The organism is Blautia sp. LMAG:89 (assembly GCF_008679485.1).
GTDB classification, from domain to species: Bacteria; Bacillota; Clostridia; order Lachnospirales; family Lachnospiraceae; genus Blautia_A; species Blautia_A fusiformis.
The window spans coordinates 213,835-235,077 of record NZ_NANC01000007.1; the positions used below are offsets into that span (position 1 = coordinate 213,835).

The 21,243-nt window shown below is 47.2% G+C and carries 17 protein-coding genes, 3 tRNA genes and 1 pseudogene; all 21 read right to left on the reverse strand.

Going from position 1 to position 21,243, the window contains the following annotated elements; translation table 11 throughout:
- Window positions 1-424: 424 nt before the first annotated feature.
- Window positions 425-1,459 carry a selenide, water dikinase SelD gene (gene selD, locus CCC70_RS10735; protein ID WP_330577187.1) on the reverse strand — a complete coding sequence of 345 codons (1,035 nt, stop codon included), beginning with the start codon at window positions 1,457-1,459 and terminating at the stop codon, window positions 425-427.
- Between the two features lie 215 nt (window positions 1,460-1,674).
- The gene (locus CCC70_RS10740) at window positions 1,675-3,342 is read right to left on the reverse strand and encodes a nucleoside kinase (RefSeq protein WP_270390808.1); all 1,668 of its coding nucleotides are present in this window, start codon (window positions 3,340-3,342) and stop codon (window positions 1,675-1,677) included.
- A 147-nt stretch (window positions 3,343-3,489) separates the two neighbouring features.
- A complete protein-coding gene (locus CCC70_RS10745; RefSeq protein WP_173775702.1) occupies window positions 3,490-4,272 on the reverse strand; it encodes a Nif3-like dinuclear metal center hexameric protein in 783 nt (260 codons plus the stop codon).
- Entirely contained in the window at window positions 4,259-4,987 is a 729-nt protein-coding gene (locus CCC70_RS10750; RefSeq protein ID WP_330577188.1) for a tRNA (adenine(22)-N(1))-methyltransferase, read from the reverse strand. The genes CCC70_RS10745 and CCC70_RS10750 overlap by 14 nt, the downstream gene beginning before the upstream one ends.
- Window positions 4,980-6,107 (reverse strand): RNA polymerase sigma factor RpoD, encoded by a 1,128-nt coding sequence (gene rpoD / locus CCC70_RS10755; protein ID WP_021651146.1) that lies wholly within the window; start codon window positions 6,105-6,107, stop codon window positions 4,980-4,982. The genes CCC70_RS10750 and rpoD overlap by 8 nt, the downstream gene beginning before the upstream one ends.
- A gap of 39 nt (window positions 6,108-6,146) precedes the next feature.
- Window positions 6,147-7,940, reverse strand: a complete 1,794-nt coding sequence (dnaG, locus tag CCC70_RS10760) for a DNA primase (RefSeq protein WP_118752449.1) — start codon at window positions 7,938-7,940, stop codon at window positions 6,147-6,149.
- Between the two features lie 19 nt (window positions 7,941-7,959).
- Window positions 7,960-8,970 carry a deoxyguanosinetriphosphate triphosphohydrolase gene (locus tag CCC70_RS10765; protein WP_287084826.1) on the reverse strand — a complete coding sequence of 337 codons (1,011 nt, stop codon included), beginning with the start codon at window positions 8,968-8,970 and terminating at the stop codon, window positions 7,960-7,962.
- A gap of 289 nt (window positions 8,971-9,259) precedes the next feature.
- Window positions 9,260-9,344: transfer RNA gene (locus CCC70_RS10770), tRNA-Leu, on the reverse strand.
- Between the two features lie 27 nt (window positions 9,345-9,371).
- Window positions 9,372-9,456: transfer RNA gene (locus tag CCC70_RS10775), tRNA-Leu, on the reverse strand.
- Window positions 9,457-9,575: 119 nt separating this feature from the next.
- Window positions 9,576-10,328 carry a leucine-rich repeat protein gene (locus tag CCC70_RS10780; protein ID WP_287084852.1) on the reverse strand — a complete coding sequence of 251 codons (753 nt, stop codon included), beginning with the start codon at window positions 10,326-10,328 and terminating at the stop codon, window positions 9,576-9,578.
- A gap of 120 nt (window positions 10,329-10,448) precedes the next feature.
- Window positions 10,449-10,559: pseudogene (locus tag CCC70_RS10785) on the reverse strand (leucine-rich repeat protein); the annotation flags it as partial.
- A 135-nt stretch (window positions 10,560-10,694) separates the two neighbouring features.
- Window positions 10,695-10,779: transfer RNA gene (locus CCC70_RS10790), tRNA-Leu, on the reverse strand.
- Window positions 10,780-11,050: 271 nt separating this feature from the next.
- On the reverse strand, window positions 11,051-11,377 hold the full coding sequence (locus tag CCC70_RS10795; RefSeq protein WP_015525755.1) for a cupin domain-containing protein: 327 nt from the start codon (window positions 11,375-11,377) through the stop codon (window positions 11,051-11,053).
- 307 nt (window positions 11,378-11,684) lie between these two features.
- Window positions 11,685-12,908, reverse strand: a complete 1,224-nt coding sequence (locus CCC70_RS10800) for an LL-diaminopimelate aminotransferase (protein ID WP_250789509.1) — start codon at window positions 12,906-12,908, stop codon at window positions 11,685-11,687.
- Window positions 12,909-12,914: 6 nt separating this feature from the next.
- Window positions 12,915-14,354, reverse strand: a complete 1,440-nt coding sequence (gene gatB, locus CCC70_RS10805) for an Asp-tRNA(Asn)/Glu-tRNA(Gln) amidotransferase subunit GatB (RefSeq protein ID WP_118752451.1) — start codon at window positions 14,352-14,354, stop codon at window positions 12,915-12,917.
- On the reverse strand, window positions 14,351-15,823 hold the full coding sequence (gene gatA, locus CCC70_RS10810; protein ID WP_287084827.1) for an Asp-tRNA(Asn)/Glu-tRNA(Gln) amidotransferase subunit GatA: 1,473 nt from the start codon (window positions 15,821-15,823) through the stop codon (window positions 14,351-14,353). The genes gatB and gatA overlap by 4 nt, the downstream gene beginning before the upstream one ends.
- Window positions 15,824-15,838: 15 nt before the next feature.
- Window positions 15,839-16,132 (reverse strand): Asp-tRNA(Asn)/Glu-tRNA(Gln) amidotransferase subunit GatC, encoded by a 294-nt coding sequence (gatC, locus tag CCC70_RS10815; RefSeq protein ID WP_287084828.1) that lies wholly within the window; start codon window positions 16,130-16,132, stop codon window positions 15,839-15,841.
- Window positions 16,133-16,146: 14 nt separating this feature from the next.
- Entirely contained in the window at window positions 16,147-17,478 is a 1,332-nt protein-coding gene (gene aspS, locus CCC70_RS10820; protein ID WP_022426749.1) for an aspartate--tRNA(Asn) ligase, read from the reverse strand.
- A 129-nt stretch (window positions 17,479-17,607) separates the two neighbouring features.
- The gene (locus CCC70_RS10825) at window positions 17,608-18,162 is read right to left on the reverse strand and encodes an ANTAR domain-containing response regulator (protein ID WP_015525749.1); all 555 of its coding nucleotides are present in this window, start codon (window positions 18,160-18,162) and stop codon (window positions 17,608-17,610) included.
- 38 nt (window positions 18,163-18,200) lie between these two features.
- Window positions 18,201-19,523 carry a type I glutamate--ammonia ligase gene (gene glnA / locus CCC70_RS10830; protein WP_278603693.1) on the reverse strand — a complete coding sequence of 441 codons (1,323 nt, stop codon included), beginning with the start codon at window positions 19,521-19,523 and terminating at the stop codon, window positions 18,201-18,203.
- Between the two features lie 229 nt (window positions 19,524-19,752).
- Entirely contained in the window at window positions 19,753-21,240 is a 1,488-nt protein-coding gene (locus CCC70_RS10835) for a glutamate synthase subunit beta (RefSeq protein WP_173759092.1), read from the reverse strand.
- Window positions 21,241-21,243: the final 3 nt, after the last annotated feature.

Genomic DNA, 21,243 nt, shown 5'->3' on the forward strand with positions numbered 1-21,243 from the left:
CGCTCACAAAAAACACCTCGCGGAATATTACCAGTAAACAGTAATTTTCCTGTTCTGCATCCCACAACCATACTCTCCGCACATTTTATATTTTTCCTGCCAGCTGGATGCACCAGCCTGGGGGAGAGGATATCGGTTTGGGCTGCTGCGGAGGAGGGGTGATAACTACTTGGGCTGCGGGAGTCGGCGTTATTGCGGCAGGGTCAGCTGTCTGAGCCAACGGCGAGTTCTGGCCCTGCCGCAATGCTTTTAGCCGACTCACGGAGTCCTAGTAGTATCCCCCGACGGAGTCCCTGCCCGGACCGATATCCTCTCCCCCAGGCGTCCATCATTCTGCTTCCACCACTTTCCCCAGCAGTATCCCCCCCTACGCAACCATCCACTCTGACGTTATCGTCCAAACATTTGTTTGTAAATTAATTTCTTACCGGAGCACCAACGTCCACTCCTGCCGATCCACAACCTCACCGATCACCCCAGCCTGCAAACCAGCCGCATCCAGCCGCTTCATGATCTCCGGCACATCCCTTTCCGGAACCGCCGCCAGCAATCCCCCAGAAGTCTGCGGATCAAACACCAGATCCTCCCGCCAGAGCTCTGCCACACTTTTCACTCCGGTTTTCTCAGCAAACTCCCGGTTCCTGTAAGCCCCACCCGGAATCAATCCCATAGAAGCAAACTCCTTCACATCCGGAAGCACCGGCAGCTTCTCCGTATCGATCACAACCGTCCGGTCACTGGCCACAGCCATCTCCGTAGCATGTCCCCCAAGACCAAACCCCGTCACATCCGTACAGGCATGAACCTCAAACTCTTTAAAAACCTCACAGGCGTCCCGGTTCAGTTTCTTCATGGAAGCCAAAACCGCCTTACGTGCACCTTCCGTCACCAGATCCGCCTTGATCGCCGTATTCACGATCCCCGCACCCAGCGCTTTCGTCAGGATCAGCTTATCTCCGGTCTGCGCTCCAAAATTCTTCCAGAACTTCCTCGGATCTACAAAACCCGTCACACTGAGCCCATACTTTGGTGTATCATCCTGGATAGTATGGCCACCGGCAAGAACCGCACCAGCCTCCATCACCTTATCTGCACCACCACGCAGGATCTCTCCGAGGATTTCCACATCCATATCCTTCGGAAACGCCACAATATTCAAAGCCGTCCTCGGAGTTCCACCCATAGCATATACATCACTCAACGCATTGGCCGCCGCGATCTGCCCGAAATCATAAGGATCATCTGCTACCGGAGTAAAAAAATCCAGTGTCTGGATCAGCGCCAGATCATCACTCACCCGGTAAACTGCAGCATCATCCGAAGTGTCCGTTCCAACCAGAAGATCCGGATCACAGAACTTTGGCAGCCCGCCAAGAACTCCCGCCAGAGTCCCCGGTCCTACCTTAGCCGCACAGCCACAGTTTGGAGCCAGTTTTGTCAGTTGTACTTTTTCTTTCATGATCATTTTCCCTTTCCTTTAAACCCTGTAAATCCCCTCATCCATCCGCAGTACCACAGAGGACTTTAACTTTTCCGATTCACCCTCAAAAGACTCCACACACCACAGATCCCATGCACAGAGAAATCCTGATCTTCTCATCTTTGCACCAACCGATATCTGCACTGCATAGAGCCTTATATCTATACATAGCTTTTTTTATTTATACAATTAATTTATACATTAAAACAACTACCGCCAATAAACTCCCTCAGAAGCGAATTAAACGGAACACCCTCACTGGGCACCGGCACAAAATAATCCAGGAACTTCAAAAGCCGCTTCGCCTCCTGATACTCCGGTTCACTCTTGTCAATTCCAAAAAGCAGCGGTTCCGCATAAACCTTCAGGCAGGCAAGCTCATACACAAGAGCTGAATTAAACATCACATCTGCTTCCTCCTGGAACGGAAAAATATTCTGCTCCTCGCCTCTCCGTACAGAAGGCCACCTTGCAATGGTATCCTTTGCGGAAGTTCCACGTGTACGTGCATCACGGACAATCCGACGGATCAGTCTTCCATCCGTTGTGGGGATCCGGTTATGCTCATCAATGTTCAGCTGTGTCAGCGCACTGATATAGATCTTAAACTTACTCTCTTTTGGAAGGGCATAACTCAGCTTGTCATTAAGCCCGTGAATGCCTTCGATGACCAAGATATCATCTTTTCCAAGCTGAAGCTGGTCTCCCCGGTATTCCCTGCATCCGGTCTTGAAATTAAATGTAGGAAGATCCACGGTTTTTCCCGAAAGAAGATTCAGCATATCTTCATTAAACTGCTTCGTGTCAATGGCTTCCAGACACTCATAATTCTTTTCTCCGAATTCATCCAGCGGCGTATGTTCACGATCCACAAAATAGTTATCCACAGCAATGGGATGCGGCTTCAGACCATGAGCAGAAAGCTGAATAGATAATCTGTGAGAAAAACTGGTCTTTCCGGAAGAAGACGGACCTGCGATCATTACGAACTTTACATTGCCCCTTCTCCAGATCTCCTCGGCAATCGAAGAAATCTTGGCCTCATGGAGTGCCTCCTGGATCAGCATCAGGCTCTGCACACCTTCTCTTGTGATCCGGTCATTGAGATCTCCCACAGTGGCAACATCCAGCTTATCGCCCCACTCTTCCGATTCCTTCTGCACACAAAAGATCTTATCCTGGGGTTCAAAAGGCTCCAGCACATCCGGGTTCTTCTGCCTCGGAAGGATCAGCACAAAGCCTTCATCATAAAGCTGCAGATCAAAATACTTCACATAGCCGGTATCCGGTGCCATAAATCCGTAAAAATAATCCTCGAAATTTTCCAGGCTGTAAATATTCACTCTGGAAACCCGCCGATAACGGAACAGCTTTTCTTTATCATACATATGATGCCTGTGGAACATGGAAACGGCATCATCCGTGCTGACACTGCGTTTGCAGATTGGAAGCTTTTGGTCTACCAGTTCCCGCATCCGCACCTTCACCCGGTCAAGAAGCTCCTGATCCAGGGTAGCACTGCCTTTCATGGTAAAATAAAGAGCATTTCCAATAGAATAATGGATCACAACATGATCCACATTCTCTTTTCCGGCTACATCAAAAATTGCCTTCAAAAGAATAAAGATCGCACTTCTCCGATAGGTTTTTCGACCGGCACTGTCCTTTGCGGTTATAAATCCCAGTGTACAGTCATGCTGAAGCTTCTTGTGAAGCTCACGGAGCTTTCCGTTCTCAGTCACAAGGATCACCGGATACTCTGTTTTGCCCTCATAATCCCTTATGATCTCAGAATACGGTGTCATTTTGGGATATTCCCTTGTTTCTCCGTTTATGGTCACTTTAATCATTGTCTGTTCCATAACGATCACCTCCACAGGCTTACATATTTATACAGCTGCCCGATTTTTCGGACAGCCATGTGTTTCACAATTCATTTTTCCGAAACGGATAATCGTATTCCGTCCCACTACATATTCATGAATATAAGCACTTTTTGCAATCCGCTTTTACAAAACAGTATATGGATTTTTCACACTGGCGCAGGTTGTCTTAAGCGCAGAGAATGCCTCATTCAGTTCCTTCTCCATAGCTTCCGCAAAAATATACTCCGTACCGTAATGTCCGGCATCTACGATTGCCAGACCATCTGCCATAGTATCAATGGCAGTATGATAATCAATATCTCCGGTCACATATACATCCGCACCGGCGGCCATAACATCACCGATCATACTCTTTCCGCTTCCTGTACAGATCGCTACAGTCTCGATCTTCCGATCCAGATCACCGTAAACCCGCACATCCGGAAGATGATTGCATTCTTTTACATATTTTCCAAACTCACCAAGAGTCATAACATGGGGAAGCTTTCCTACTCTTCCGAACCCCTCCGGCTGCTCCCCGGATCCATCGGTAACTGTAAGCACCCTTGTATCCTGAAGCTTCAGATGATCTGCGCTTAAATCTGCCATTCCGATCACATCATAATTGGTATGCATGGCAAAATACGGGATATCCTCCTTTATCAGACGGAGGATCTTTCTTCCGGTAAAGGTATGATTGTTGATCTTTTTGATTCCGGAAAAGATCATTGGGTGATGGGTAAGGATCATATCCGCACCAGCAGCCACCGCCTCATCCAACACCGGTTCCGTAAGATCCAGCGCAAGAAATACATGGGAAATCTCTTTCTGGTCATCTCCCACCAGCAGTCCCACATTATCCCAGTCCTCCGCAAATTTTTGTGGATGGTGCTCATTCAGCCATTCGATCAGTTCATATGCTTTCATATCGTTTCAGAGCTGTATGGATCAGCTCCATTTCCTCCTTTACTTCTTCCAGACGAGTTTTTGCGGAAACAGACTCTGCCCCGGAAAGACCGGCAAGTATTTTCTTACGGATCATTTCCTCCCGTAGAAGATACTCTTTAAGGACCGGGTGACATTTTTTCAGAAGGAGAGGTCCAAACCAGGCCTCTTCCTCTGTGTAAACAGACTTTTCTCCCGAATTGTTACGTACCGCTTTCATCATAGGATAAAATTTTCCGTCTTCTTTTATCATTTCTTCCCTTACGATCTCCCAGCCGATCTCAGAAAGAAAATGTCGGAAATGAGGAAGGTCCGACTGAGGCTGCAGGATCAGTTCCTGAAACCCCTCCCGGACCTTCGCTCCATCCTTTAATATCCTTTCCATCAGAGGACCACCCATTCCCGCGATCACCAGGGTATCACCTTCTCCCGGCTCAAGCTTCGCAAGCCCGTCGCTCAAACGGGTCTCTATGTAATCTTCAAGGCCATAACGGGTAATATTCTCCCCGGCTCTTGAAAGCGGTCCTGGACGTACATCCATGGCAATGGCTGACGGAACTTTTTTTTCACTGACAAGCCAGATCGACAGATAGCCATGGTCACATCCTACGTCTGCCAGCCGGTTTCCTTTTGTTACCATACCGGCAATGGCACGAAGACGCATGGAAAGCTGTACGGATATATTTTTATCAGTCAAGATAATCCTTCAGCTTGCGGCTGCGGCTGGGATGACGCAGCTTGCGCAGAGCTTTTGCCTCGATCTGACGGATACGCTCTCTTGTGACATTGAACTCTTTACCAACTTCCTCCAGAGTTCTGGCACGTCCGTCGTCCAGTCCGAAACGGAGGCGGAGAACCTTCTGTTCACGGTCAGTAAGCGTACTTAAGACTTCTACCAGCTGCTCCTTCAGAAGTGTAAATGCAGCTGCATCTGCAGGTACCGGAACATTATCATCCTGGATGAAATCGCCAAGATGACTATCTTCCTCCTCACCGATAGGAGTTTCCAGAGATACCGGCTCCTGAGAGATCTTAAGGATCTCACGTACACGGTCTACCGGCATGTCCATCTCCTCAGCGATTTCCTCCGGCGTAGGTTCACGTCCAAGCTCCTGGAGCAGCTGACGGGAAACACGGATCAGCTTGTTGATAGTCTCAACCATATGCACAGGGATACGGATGGTACGTGCCTGATCTGCAATGGCTCTTGTGATAGCCTGACGGATCCACCAGGTTGCATAGGTACTGAACTTGTAGCCTTTTCTGTAATCAAATTTTTCAACAGCTTTGATAAGGCCAAGATTTCCCTCCTGGATCAGGTCGAGGAACAGCATTCCACGTCCAACATAACGCTTTGCAATGCTGACAACAAGACGGAGATTGGCCTCTGCCAGACGTTTCTTGGCAGCTTCATCCCCCTTTTCCATTCTCTTAGCAAGCTCGATCTCCTCATCTGCACTTAACAGACTGACTTTACCGATCTCTTTCAGGTACATACGGACCGGATCCTCGATGCTGACACCTTCCGGTACAGAGAGGTCGATCTTATCAAGCTCTACCTCTTCTTCATCTTCCATCCCATCCATATCCATATCGTTATCAAGGAGGAGTTCGTCACCGCTGTTTTCTGTGATACGGAGAACGTCCACACCGCTGGCCTCCAGGAAGTCAAAAACCTTCTCCATCTGATCCACTTCCAGTGGAGAGTCCTTGAAAAAGTCGCTGATCTCCTGATATTCCAGCACATTCTTTTTCTTTTTTGCAAGTTCAAGAAGCTCTACAAGTTTCTCGCTGAATTTTGCCATATTCATTTCCATAGGTGCTCTATACCTCCATATAGTGTTTATATTTTATCCTTAATTGAAAGAAATATGCAGCTGCTGCCTCTTTCTTCCAAGGTCTTCCAGTTCTTTTTTTGCTTTTATCAGTTCCTGAAGCCCGGCCATGTCTGACGGGTCCCAGGTACGGTTTTTTTCTTTGAGGCTTTCTTCCTTGATCCGCAGCAGCGCATCGGAAAAAGCCCTCTGCTGTTCTCCTTCGTTTTCCAGATGGATGGTGGCGTTAAAAAGAGATGCCACCTCCCGCTGCTCCTCACTGTCTGTAAAGGCGTTGAGAAGCTTTCCCGGATTGGTCTCTCCCTCCTTATGCTGTTCAAACAGCATCTGGGCTACCTCTTTATACAGCGGTACCACAAAATCGGAAGGGGAAATGTATTTTTCCACCTGTTCAAAAATACCCGGATAATTTACAAGCCAGGTCAGCATCAGCTTCTGTGCTTTGTCTGCGGCGGATTCCTTTTTCTTTGTTTCCGGAGTCCCGGACTTTGGCTGGATCCGTTTCTCTGCAGGCGTTCCCTTCAGAGCCAGCGTGTTGACCCTTTTCCGGATATCCTCCGTGCCCACTCCATAGCGGCCGTATTCCTTTACAATGGCTTCTATATAAAGATTCCTCTCCAGTTCATCGGAAAGCTCCAGAAGCATCCCGGCACACCGCTCAAAAAACTGATTCTGTCCCTGGGGTGCATCCATGGCAAATTCCTGTTCCGCAATATGTACACGGAACATAAAGCTGTCCATGGCCCGGTCCAGACGTTCCTCAAAGGCCTCCGCTCCTTCGTTCTTGATGAACTCGTCCGGATCCTTCCAGGGCTTTAGGCTTACTACCCTGGACGTGACTCCCGCCTCCCGCAGGATCGGGATCGCACGAAGTGCCGCCCGGATCCCTGCACCGTCACTGTCATAAAGAAGCAGGACTTCCTTGGTGTAACGTTTCACAAGACTTGCATGTCCAGAGGTCAGTGCAGTTCCAAGCGACGCCACTGCATTGGTAAAGCCTGCCTGATGCATGGCGATCACATCCATATATCCCTCACAGAGGATCAGATAATTCTTCCTGGTGGTCCTGGCCACATTCAGCCCGTAAAGATTCCTGCTCTTATCAAATATCTTCGTCTCCGGTGAATTCAGGTACTTGGGCTTGCCATCTCCCATGACACGACCTCCGAAACCAATGACCCGGTTGTTTACATCCATGATCGGGAAGATCACACGGTTCCAGAACTTATCATACATGCCTCGCCGCTCATCTACATTGAACAGGCCGGATTCCCTGAGAAGTTCATCACTGTAGCCCTTACCCTTAAGATATTTGTACAGATCATCACTATACTTATCCGAATATCCAAGACCGAATTTACGGATGGTTTCCTCGGAAAGACCTCTTCCTGTCAGATATCCGTAAGCCGTCTTTCCGCCTTCTCTCCGGAGCTGATAATAAAAGTACTGTGCTGCCAGCTTGTTGATCTCCAGAAGATTTGCTCTCTGTTCTGCTTTTTCTCTGGCTTCTCTGGAATACTCGATCTTCGGAAGCTCTACCCCTGCCCGATCAGCCAGATGTGACAGCGCCTCACCAAACGAGTAATTCTCATATTCCATGATAAAATTGTATACGTTTCCTCCTGCCCCGCAGCCAAAGCAGTAATACATCTGCTTGGATGGTGTTACGGAAAAGGAAGGAGTTTTCTCATTATGGAAGGGACACAGCCCAAAATAGGAACTCCCCCTCCGTGTCAGTTTCACATACTGGGATATCACGTCTACAATGTCATTTTTCATTCGGACTTCTTCTATGATGTCATCTGAATATCGCATGCTTATCCCTCTTTTCCATTTAATAGACCTCCCAGGCTCTCGGTATATAGATCTCCCTGAATTTCTCCATGGAATACTGATCCGTCATTCCCGAAATATAATCACATACTGCCTGTTCCTTAGGTACTCCCCGGTATTCCACCAGTTCCCTGTATTCCCGGGACATTGCCTCCGGATGGTCAGTATAATATCCGTACAGTTCACTCAGCATCTGGATCACTTTATCCTCTTCCTTCCTGGCAACCGGATTCTCATAGACATTCCGGAACATCAGCGCCCGAAGCTCCATCATCGCCTCAAAAACATCCGGCGACATGGAGATGCTGTCTTTCCCCATACTGTTCTCTATAATATTATGTACGAAAGTATTCAGCCGTTCTCTCGTGGTATAGCCCAGAAAAGTTCTCATTGTGACAGGAATATCATCTTCTGTGATGATCCCTGCCCGCTGGGCATCGTCCATATCATGGTGGATATAGGCAATCTTGTCAGAAAAACGTACCACCTGTCCTTCCAGTGTGAAAGGATTTCCGCTGGTGCGGTGATTCATGATCCCGTTGCGGACTTCCCAGGTAAGGTTCAGTCCGTTTCCGTTCTTCTCCAGTACTTCCAAAACCCGGACGCTCTGCTTATAGTGTGCAAAGCCACCCGGATGTACCTGATCCAGTGCTCTCTCTCCTGCATGTCCAAAAGGCGTATGCCCCAGATCATGTCCCAGAGCGATCGCTTCCACCAGATCTTCATTTAAGCGAAGTGCCTTGGCAATAGTCCGGGCGATCTGCGATACCTCCAGTGTATGTGTCAGCCTGGTACGGTAATGATCTCCCTGTGGTGCCAGAAACACCTGTGTCTTATCCTTCATACGGCGAAAAGCCTTACAATGAAGGATCCTGTCTCTGTCTCTCTGATACGTTGTCCGCACATCGCATTCCTCTTCCGGGTGCTCCCGGCCTCTGGTATCTGCGCTGTGAGAAGCATAAGGGCTCAAAAGCTCCCGTTCTCTCTGTTCCATGCTCTCTCTGATGTTCATAAGCATTTCCTCCACAGTCTGACAAACAGCGGCGACAAAATACCCTCTGTTAATTATATTCTACACAAAACCACAAATTCCTCTTTTCTGAAAAAATAATTCAAAAAATATTGGAGTTACGGTCTGATCAGCCCTTAAGATGTCCAAAATTATCCTATTGTATATAAAACGAATACAAATATATCACGCAGATCTTCCCATTTCAGCTTCTCACCAGTGCAGGCAGGCAATAATTTACTTTCATATAGTCAAAAACAGAGCTGCGATTCACAGCTCTGTTTTAAAGTCATGCGGAAGATGGGACTTGAACCCACACAAGCGCAATGCTTACAAGATCCTTAGTCTTGCTCGTCTGCCAGTTCCGACACTTCCGCATATCGCATTTCATTGGAAATTTCCAATGCGGAAGATGGGACTTGAACCCACACGAGCGCAATGCTCACAAGATCCTTAGTCTTGCTCGTCTGCCAGTTCCGACACTTCCGCATGACCGCATTTCCTTGGGATTTTTTATTTTCTCCCTCGCGACAAGTGATAGTATAGCAAAGTGGATCTTGTATGTCAACACCTTTTTTCAAAAGTTTTCTATTTTTTCGGTTTTTCTGTTATTTTGTCACGATTATCTTTGGTCCGGCACCCTTTGCACGGAGGAGTTTTTTGTATGCGCTTACCCTGGAAGCCGGTACTTTAAATCTGCAGTTGGAACGGATTCCCTTAAAGGCATTGGCTCCGGTCTTCGCTGTCGTAAGCTTTGTGCCAAAGATCGTTACATTGGAGAGCTTACTGCAGCCGTAGAAGGCTTTCGCACCTATGGTGATCACATTGCTTCCCAGTTTCAGTGTGGTCAGCTTCTTTGCTCCGCTCATTGCAGAGCCTCCGATGGCCGTCACTCTGAAATTTTTACCTCCGATCTTTACTGTCGTCGGGATCGTAAGGGCCTTTCTTGCTGCCTTATCCGTAGCTCCGGTAAAGACTACGGTTCCCTTGCCGGATGTGTCTGCATTGGATATCTTATATTTCAGCCTGCTGACTGTATAGACTGCGTTTTTCTGAACCGTGATCCGGAATTTTTTTGTGACAGAACCGTTATATTTTCCTTTTCCTTTGATAGTAACGGATGCAGTTCCGATGTTTTTATTATTCTTCCAGGTAAGGGTGTAATCCCTGCCATTTACAAGCTTCTTACCGCCGTAGGTTATGGTGAGTGCCTGGGTCAGCGGCTTTCCGGTAAAGGCTCTGGTCTTAAGCGTGGATATCTTTGTTTTGCTGATATTGGTAACCGCTGCAGTCTGTCCACCAATGGAAACAAATTTCACATCTGTAAAAAATACATGATATAAATTTTCACTTTGATGCATTCTCTTTACATATCGTTCCGCTGCCGAGCCTGTATAACCTTCTACTGTAAAACCACCGGGAATAACTTCCTCTGCACCATTCCCCCTGTTATAACGTATTCCTAATGCCAGTTCGCCAATATACGTAACTGATTTCGGAATACGGATCTTTTTCAGCTTAAGGCAATCATGAAACGCCCAATCTTCGATCTTCGTCAGTCCCTCATGTAAGGTCACACTGGTCAGCCCGGTATTGCAAAATGTGTCATACTTGCTATCATATCATATAAACACGATATATTCTATCCGGATTTCTTTTTTACAGATATTTTTAGGTAGCAAAAAAACCTGCATCCGTTTCCAGATGCAGGTTTCCTAAATAAAAAATGCGGAAGATGGGACTTGAACCCACACGAGCGCAATGCTCACAAGATCCTTAGTCTTGCTCGTCTGCCAGTTCCGACACTTCCGCATATCGCATTTCTTTGGGATTTTTTATTCTCTCCCTCGCGACAAGTGATAGTATAGCAAAGTGCTTTTTGTATGTCAACAGTTTTTTCTAAAAAAATCCAAAAATATTTTTTGTTTATACAATTAATACATTTCGTTCAATACCAATCTGAGACAGCTAATTTTTCATCCCAGAATTTATACTACGACACCGGTTACGCCTCAGTCGTAAAAAGAGCAGCCTCTTCAAAAAGGCCGCCCTTCTATCTCACTTCTGTTTTCTTCTATATGGATCAGTCAAAAATGATCAGTGCCATGAACACAAGATCTGTGTCGCCTGTATTGGTAAGACCGTGTCCTTTTCCATCTGGTGTGATGGTGATGTCGCCGGCCTTTACCGGGCGTTTCACGCCGTTATCGTCGTACTCGCCTTCACCGCTTAAAATATAGTAGGTTTCTGTCTCGCCATGATGCTCATGGTATCCCAGAGAACATCCTTTTTCGATGGTAACCTGTGCGTAAAGTCCGCATTTCCCTTTCAGCTCGTCTCCCTCAAGAATGTCTTTGATGATCACATGGCCTTTACCACCGCACATATTTTCTACTCTTCTGATACCCATGATAAAATCCCCTTTCGTGATTGCGTAAATTTGTGAAATTTTATGAACACAGACTTTCTGCGGCCTGTGCCTTACTTCCTGTACAATTATAAATGATATGATAAATTTTCGCAATCCTTATTATTATTTTCGCAAATTAACTTACAGACAAATTTTTCCCACTGTTTATTGCTTTTCGCAGCCCTGCCGGGAGCTTCTTTGATTCAGATCAAGTGGATATTCGCAATTGAAGCAGGATACTTCTTTGATCCGGTAAAAAAACGAAGCAGCTCTTTTCCAAAGACCTGCTCCGCAATTTATACCTATATTACAGATTTTTAATTCTCTCAATTGCCTCAAGTGTATTCTCATAGCTTCCGAATGCAGTCAGACGGAAATATCCCTCGCCATGTGCACCAAAGCCTGAACCTGGTGTTCCTACGATGTGTGCTTTCTCAAGGAGATAATCAAAGAACTCCCAGGAGGTCATCTGATCCGGTGTTTTCAGCCAGATGTATGGAGCATTTTTTCCACCGGACACAGAAAATCCTGCTGCAGAAAGGCCCTCGAGGATCGTCTTTGCATTACGCATGTAATAAGCGATCTGCTCCTTCAGCTGTGCTTTTCCCTCCGGAGAGTAAACAGCCTCGCCTGCTCTCTGTACAATGTACGGAGCACCGTTAAACTTGGTTCCGTGGCGTCTTGCCCAGAGACTGTGAAGCTCTACACCATCACACACCAGTTCCTTCGGAACAACAGTAAATCCAAGACGAACGCCTGTAAAGCCAGCATTTTTGGAAAAGCTTCGAAGCTCGATGGCACAGGTTCTCGCACCCTCGCACTCATAAATGCTGTGCGGGACATCCTCCTCGGAAATATATGCCTCATATGCTGCATCATAGATGATCACGCAGCCGTTTTTGTTGGCGTAGTCGACCCACTCCTGAAGAGCTGCCTTTGTGATAGCACCGCCGGTAGGATTGTTCGGGAAGCAGAGATAGATCAGATCCGGTACTTCATCTGCCGGTATCTCCGGAAGGAAACCATTCTCCTCTTTGCAGGGCATGTAGATCACACCGTCAAAGTTCTCACGCTCTTTGTTATAAAGGCCAGTACGTCCAGCCATAACGTTAGTATCTACATATACAGGATAAACCGGGTCGCAAACTGCAACCTTGTTATCCAGTCCGAAGATCTCCTGGATGTTTCCGGAATCACTTTTTGCTCCATCGGAAACAAAAATCTCGTCTGCGCTGATGTCGCAGCCTCTGGACTGATAATCATTTTTTGCAATGGCACTTCTTAAGAATTCATATCCGAGATCCGGAGCATATCCGTGGAAGGTTTCTGCGTGTGCCATCTCGTCTACGGATTTATGAAGGGCATCGATGATCGCCGGTGCAAGGGGCTGTGTCACATCACCGATTCCAAGACTGATCACAGAATCCTTAAATTCCGGATTGGCCTCCTTATATGCGCTTACCTTCTTTGCGATATTGGAAAACAGATAGCTTCCCGGAAGTTTTAAATAATTCTGATTTACTGTAACCATAGTATTTTATCTCCTTCTCTCAATTTCCTCTGCCAGTGCTTTTCTGACGCTGTCAGGATTTGCCTTGCCTTTCAATTCTCTCATCAGCTGTCCTACGAAAAATCCCATAACCTTATCCTTGCCGCCCAGAAGCTCTGCCAGCGGTCCAGGGTTTGCATCTACGATCTTTTTCACAGTTTCGGTGAGAAGTCCTGTATCTTCTACGATCTTAAGACCATTCTCTTCTATATATACAACCGGATCAATATCCTCGTCAAACACTTTTTCAAATACTTTCTTGGCATTCTGTGCGCTGACCTCTTTTTTCTCCACCATGGAAAGAAGGTCTGCCAGATGCTTCGGTGTAAAGCTTACCCTTTCCGGATCAAGGCCCTTGTCCTTTGTCAGGCGGAGAACCTCCACCATAAACCAGTTTGCCACCTTTTTCGGGTTTCCGAGAAGAACTGCTGTCTCCTCAAAAAGTCCTGCCAGATGTCTGGATTCGGTCAGGATCCCTGCATCATAAACCGGAAGCTCATACTCCTTCTGATAACGCTCCATCTTGGCTTCACGAAGCTCCGGAATGGAAGTACGTAGCTCTTCGATCCATGCATCGGAAATGTGGATCGGCGGAAGATCCGGGTCCGGGAAGTAACGGTAATCCTTTGCATCCTCCTTGGAACGCATAGCATGAGAAGACTCTTTGTTATCGTCCCATCTTCTTGTCTCCTGTACAACAGCTCTTCCTTCTTCCAGAAGCTCGATCTGACGTTCTCTCTCTCCTTCGATCGCTCTCGCAATGGCCTTAAAGGAGTTCAGGTTCTTCATCTCTGTTCTTGTTCCGAAGGTCTCACTTCCCACCTCACGGACGGAAAGGTTGACATCGGCACGCATGGAACCCTCCTGGAGCTTACAGTCAGAAACTCCAAGATACTGCATGGTGCAGCGGAGCTTTTCCAGATATGCGATAACCTCTTCGGAGCTTCTCATATCCGGCTCGGATACGATCTCGATCAGCGGTACCCCGCTTCGGTTGTAATCAACCAGGGAGCAGTCCTCCCACTCATCATGGATCAGCTTACCGGCATCCTCCTCCATATGCATCTCATGGATACGTACGGTCTTTTTGCCTGCGGAAGTCTCGATCTCAACAGCTCCGTCATAGCAGATTGGCAGATACAGCTGAGAGATCTGATAGTTCTGGGGGTTATCCGGGTAAAAATAGTTCTTACGATCAAACTTACAGTACTGATGGATATGACAGTTTGCCGCAAGACCTGCCTTGATGGCAAACTCTACCACTTTTTTGTTGAGGACCGGAAGAGAGCCTGGCATACCGGTGCAGACCGGGCAGGTATGTGTATTTGGTGCGCCTCCGAATTCTGTGGAGCATCCGCAGAAGATCTTTGTTTTTGTGGCAAGCTCCACATGCACCTCAAGTCCTATGACTGTCTCATACTGTTTCATGCCTTTTCTCCCCCTTCCATTGCTGTTCCGAAATCACCACGTTTTTTCTCATAGGCGTGTGCTGCGCGGAACAGGTTGTTTTCTTTGAAGCAATCACCGATCATCTGGATCCCGATCGGAAGGCCTGCTGCGTCTTTTCCGCATGGAACTGTGATTCCGGGAAGTCCGCACAGGTTTACTGCTACCGTATAAATATCGCCAAGATACATGGCAAGAGGATCTTTCAGGCTCTCTCCCAGCTTCGGCGCCGTAAAGGGTGATGCCGGGGCAAGAAGAACGTCATATTTGGAAAAGGCCTGATCAAATTCCTTTTTGATAAGGGCTTTTGTGCGAAGTGCTTTCAGATAGTAAGCATCGTAGTAACCGGAGCTTAATACGAAAGATCCCAGCATGATACGGCGTTTTACCTCCTCGCCGAAACCTTCAGTTCTTGTCTTTTTGTACATGTCATGAAGTCCCTCGTACTCTTTTGCACGGAAACCGTACTTCACGCCGTCAAAACGCTCCAGGTTGGAGCTGGCCTCTGCGCTGGCAATGATGTAGTAAGCAGGGATCATATATTCTGTTGTCTTCATGGAGAAAAATTCTACGACTGCACCCATCTCGGTAAGGCTTTTCAGCGTATTCATAAAGGCCTCTTTTACCTCCGGGTTCAGGCCCTCGGAAAGATATTCCTTCGGCACACCGAATTTCATTCCCACGATCTTATCTGTCATGGAAGAGGAGAAAGCAAGATCCTCTCTCTTCATGGAAGTGCTGTCCTTGGCATCGTGTCCGGCAATGATCTCAAGGAGTGCCGCACAGTCCGCAACATCTTTTCCAACCGGTCCGATCTGGTCCAGAGAGGATGCGTAGGCAACCAGTCCGTAACGGGATACTGTACCATAGGTCGGTTTGATTCCGGTAACACCGCAGTAGGAACTTGGCTGACGGATGGAACCGCCAGTATCGGAGCCAAGTGCCAGGTAAGTTTCCCCTGCTGCCACTGCCGCACAGGAACCACCGGAGGAGCCGCCCGGAACATGCTCCAGATCCCACGGGTTTCTGGTGACGCCGTAAGCGGATGTCTCTGTGGTACTTCCCATGGCGAACTCATCCATGTTTGTCTTTCCAATGATCACAAGACCTGCCTGTTCCAGACGGTCAATAACCTCGGCATTGTACTGCGGCACAAAATCCTCAAGGATCTTCGATGCACAGGTAGTTGTTTTTCCCTTGATGCAGATATTGTCCTTAATTGCAACAGGCACACCGGCAAGAGGTCCGGTATAGGTTCCGTCCTCAATGCCCTTCTGTACCTTTTTTGCTCTTGCATAGGCTTCTTTTTTGTAAGTATCAAGATAAGCGTGGACCTTGTCCTCTTTTGCCTCGATCTGATCAAAAACGTATTTCACACCGTCCAGGACGCTTATCTGATGCTGTTTGATCTTTTCCGCAAGCTGTAATGCGGTTAATTTTCCCAAATCCATGTCCTGTCTCCTGTCTTATCCAATTGTTTTCGGAACCTGATACTGGTTTTCTTTCTGCTTCGGTGTATTGGCAAGCATTGCCTCATGATTGTCTCCGTTTGTCACAATATCTTCACGGAATACGTTTTCGTCCTCAAAAATATGTGACATGGGCTCTACGGAAGAGGTGTCAAGCTCGTCCAGCTTGTCTACATAGTCCAGCATCTTCTGCATATCCTCTTTTGCTTTTTCCTTTTCATCCTCTGTCAGAGAAAGCTTCGCAAGGATGCAGACATTTTCCATTGTTTCATCATCGATTATCTTTGCCATCTTTTTTCTCCTTATTACGGCTCAAGTCTGTTCATATCACGCGGGAACAGACAAGTCTCACGAACATTTTCTTCTCCGAGGATCTGCATGGTAAGACGTTCCAGTCCGATTCCAAGTCCTCCATGAGGCGGCATTCCATGCTTGAAGGTATCCAGATACTGCTCCATACCCTCTTCATCCATACCACGGGCTGCGATCTTATCCTTCAGCATCTGATAATCATGGATACGCTGTCCGCCTGTAGTTACCTCAAGTCCCTTGAACAGAAGGTCAAAGCTTAATGTAAATTTCTCATCTGACGGATCATCCATTGCGTAGAACGGACGCTTTTTAGACGGATAATGTGTGACAAAAACAAAATCAGCATCATATTCTTCTTTAAAATATCTTCCGATCAGCGCTTCTTCCTCCGGCTCCAGATCATATGGGTTGCGGATCTTACGTTTATATTTTTCAGCTACCAGCTCTTTGGCCTTGTCAAAACGTACTGCTGGGATCTTGTCCACCTTCGGAAGTTCCACCTTCAGAATGGAAAGCTCATGGGCGTAGTCTTTCTTAAGAAGCTCTACTGCGTACTGGAGAAATCCGGTTTCCATCTCCATGATATCCTCAAATCCGTTGATATAGCCCATCTCAAAATCAAGGCTTGTATATTCATTCAGATGACGTTTTGTGTTATGCTTCTCTGCACGGAATACAGGACCGGTCTCAAATACACGGTCAAAAACACCTACCATCATCTGTTTATAAAACTGTGGGCTCTGTGCCAGAACAGCCGGTTTATGGAAATAGCTCAGCTTGAACAGGTTTGCACCACCCTCTGCACCTCTGGCTCCGATCTTCGGTGTGTGGATCTCGGTGAACCCCTTCTCATAGAGGTAATCACGAAATGCCCGCACCAGAGCCTCCTGGATCTTGAATTTTGCACGCTCCTGCACATTACGCAGAGCAATAGGACGATAATTCAGCTTTGCCTCCAGGGAAGTGTTCAGCTTCCATTTGTCGATGGCCAGCGGAAGAGGCTCTGCAGGTGAGGAAAGGATCTCCACATGGCTGATGCGGAGTTCTCTTCCGTGAGGCGCTCTTTCTTCCTCATGAAGAGTTCCTGTGAGGCGCACACACATTGCCTCCTTCAGATCATGAATGGAAACATTTGTCTTGTCGTTTTCATATACGGTCTGAAAAAGCCCTTCTTTTTTTCGAAGTATCACAAATGCCACGTCACCCATATTACGGATGCTGTGTATTGCACCTTCCACTGTTGCTTCCTGGTCTTTCATGCTCTCAGAAAGAAGCACATCCCAGGCACATTCTCTAGTCTTACAGATTCCATCCATAAATTCCATTCCCTCATCCTCCAATTCAAAGTAGTTTCACCGAATCAGGAAATCCCCTGTGGAATTTTCCCCGATTCGGTGTGATATCAGGCATTCAGAGCAGATCATTTCTGTCCGCTCTGCTGTTTTTTGTTGTTTTTACACAGAATCATATAAAAGCATCAGAACCATCTGGGCCGTCTCCACCATATTGGTCCCGGAATCCATACTGCATTTCTGGATATAGCGGTATGCGTCATCCTCGCTCAGGTGATTTCTTTCCATTAGAAGCATCTTTGCATTTGAAATATAATTCTGTTCTTTCCATGAACGCTGCTTCGGCTTTTTCTTATCTTTTTTCCAACGCCTTTCGATCTGGGAAAGCATCATACTTACCGTATTTACCAGATCTCCGACTTTCAGAGGCATTCCCACGCATAAAATGGATGTTGGCGCCTCACTGATCACTCCCCGGGAGGCCATAAGCAGCATTTCAAAATAATCCGGCATATAGTCCAGAAGATCACGATAGTACATATCCTGAAGATGATAACCGCAAAGCAGAACGCCGCCATCAAGCTCCGAGATACTGGCAAGGGCATTTGCACCTGAATTGCATACTGCCGCCACCGTGAATCCATATCGGTTAAGGACTGTGCGGATCTTTTTTGCATCTTCTATTTTCGGTAATGCAATCACGATACTCGTGTTCATAAGCCGCCACTCTCTTTCGTCCCATTATGCCTCGTTCATCAGATCCGATACAGATACTCCTCGATCTCCCAGTCGGAAATCTCCTGGGAATAACGCAGCCACTCTTTTCTCTTGGCCTGCGCATACTGTTTGCAGAAAGCTTCTCCAAGGATTTCCTTCATCCAGCTGCTGTCCTCAAACAGTGTGATCGCTTCCCGCAGGTTCTCCGGTAAATTCTCGATACCCTGTTCCTTCTGATCCGACTCGGAAAGAGAACGGTCAGAAGCTTTTGTAGGATAGATCTTCTTCTGGATTCCATCCAGGCCCGCTGCCAGGCATACCGCAAAAACAAGGTATGGATTGGATGCAGCATCCGGGCTTCGAAGCTCGATCCTGGTATCAGCACCATTGACTCTCGGGATCCTTACCAGTGAATTCTGGTTATTTCTCGTCCAGGTCAGCTCTGTAGGCGCATCAAATCCAGGTACAAGACGTTTATAGGAATTTACAAGCGGATTGGTGATCAGAGTCATCTCACGGCTGTGAGCCAGAAGACCTCCGATAAAATAGTATGCCTCTTCACTTAATCTGGACGGATCCTCCGGATCCACGAAAATATTTTTTCCATTTTTAAACAGTGAAAAATGGATATGCATGGCTGAACCGTTTACTTCCCGTCTTGGCTTCGGCATAAATGTCGCATGAAGTCCATGACGTTTGGCTACAGTTCTTACTGCCATCTTAAAGGTTATAACTTCGTCTGCCATCTCACGTGCTTCCCCGTAATGAAGGGCGATCTCATGCTGTGCAGGTGCTGTCTCATGATGAGAGGATTCCACCTCAAATCCCATATCCTCAAGAGTCAGTACCATGTCACGTCTTGCATTTTCGCCTAAGTCCACCGGACTTACGTCCAGATATCCGGCCTTTTCGTGAGAAACCGTTGTAGGCATTCCGTTATCATCAATATGAAACAGGAAAAACTCGCATTCCGGGTCAACATAACAGGTATACCCTGCCTCCTCTGCTGCCTGTGCTGTTTTTTTCAGAATATATCTGGAGCTCATCTCATGCTCTGATCCGTCTGCACGGCGCATATCACAGATCAATCTTGCAACCTTTCCCTGCTGAGGACGCCATGGAAGAATTGAAAAAGTATTATAATCCGGATACAGGATCAGATCCGGCTCCTTTTCTCCCACAATGCCCGCAATATGAGAGCCATATACAACGCACTGGTTATCCAGGGCTCTTGGAAGCTCTCTTGCTGTGATCGCAATATTTTTCAGAGTTCCAAACATATCTGTAAACTGGAGGCGGATGAACTCTACGTCTTCCTCCTCTGCCATTGCAAGAATCTCTTCTCTGGTATAATTCCCCATAGTATTCTCTCCTTTATTTCCTCATCACACAAAATAATTACCCTCAAAATCAGAAAAAGGGTGCACTTCAGAGAGCTTCCGCTCCTGAAGAACACCCTTGTTCATGGACGTAATTATAGCAATCGGTCAATTCTTTGTCAACCATTTTTTAAAAGGGGCAAAAGTTCAAAAGCTTTATCGCGGAAACACGAACAGTTTTTTTGACCTTTTGCCCCTGGTATCTGTTATTTTACTGTAAATATGAATAGCTCATCAGTGATTCGTCCACTGCTTTCGCAGCCTCACGTCCCTCATGGATCGCCCATACGACAAGGGACTGTCCACGATGCATATCACCTGCTGTGAACACACGATCTACGCTTGTTGCATACTGCTCCGGTTTTGTTTCCACATTAGTTCTTGGTGTAAGCGCTACACGGAAGGCATCTGTCACATATTTCTCGCTGCCAAGGAAGCCGGCTGCAATAAGGACCACATCTGCAGGGATCACTTCCTCACTGCCCTCAACCGGTACCATATTGAATCTTCCGGTCTTTTCATCCTTTACGCTCTTCAGTTTTACGATCTTGGCCTTGCAGACATTTCCTTTTTTGTCCTTGATAAACTCGGTAACGGTTGTCTGATAGATCCGAGGATCATGGCCGAATACTGCAATAGCCTCTTCCTGGCCGTAATCGGTTTTCAGGACCTTCGGCCACTCCGGCCATGGATTGGAAGGAGTTCTTGCTGCAGGAGGCTGCGGCATCATCTCAAGCTGTGTTACAGATTTCGCCCCCAGACGGATGGATGTTCCCACGCAGTCATTACCGGTATCACCACCGCCAATGACCAGAACATTTTTGCCCTTTGCAAGCTCATATGGGAATTTTGCAAAATCTGTATCCAGAAGACTTTTTGTTACCTGCTTCAGGAAATCCACTGCAAAGTAAATTCCCTTGGCATCTCTTCCCGGAACCTTGATATCTCTCGGATGAGAAGCTCCACAGCAAAGAAGGACACGGTCATAATCCTTCAGAAGCTGTTCTGCAGTGATGTCAACACCAACATTGATATTGGTAACAAATTTCACGCCTTCCTCTTCCATCAGCTTCAGTCTGCGGTCAATGATCTTTTTCTCCAGCTTCATGTTCGGAATGCCGTAGCGGAGAAGTCCTCCGATACGGTCGTTTCTCTCAAATACGGTTACGCTGTGGCCACGGCGATTCAGCTGCTGTGCTGCTGCCAGTCCGGAAGGACCACTTCCGATGACTGCGATCGTCTTTCCTGTGCGGACAGGCGGGATCTGCGGTTTTACCCATCCTTCTGCATAGGCTGTCTCGATGATCGCTTTCTCATTCTCCTTTGTGCTGACCGGATCTCCGTTCAGGTTACAGGTACATGCAGCTTCGCAAAGTGCTGGACACACTCTGGATGTAAACTCCGGAAAGCTGTGTGTCTTGTTTAAACGAAGGAATGCCTGCTTCCAGTTTCCTGTGTACACAAGGTCATTTGTCTCAGGAACCAGGTTGTGCAGCGGGCAGCCGGAAGCCATTCCGCCGATCATCATACCTGACTGGCAGAAGGGGACGCCGCAGGCCATGCAGCGTGCTCCCTGAAGTTTCTGTTTTTCTTTATTTAATGGAATACGAAATTCGTTGAAATTCTGAATACGTTCCTTTGGCGGCAGAACCTTTGCCGTTTCTCTTTCATAATCTAAAAATCCAGTTGGCTTTCCCATTTC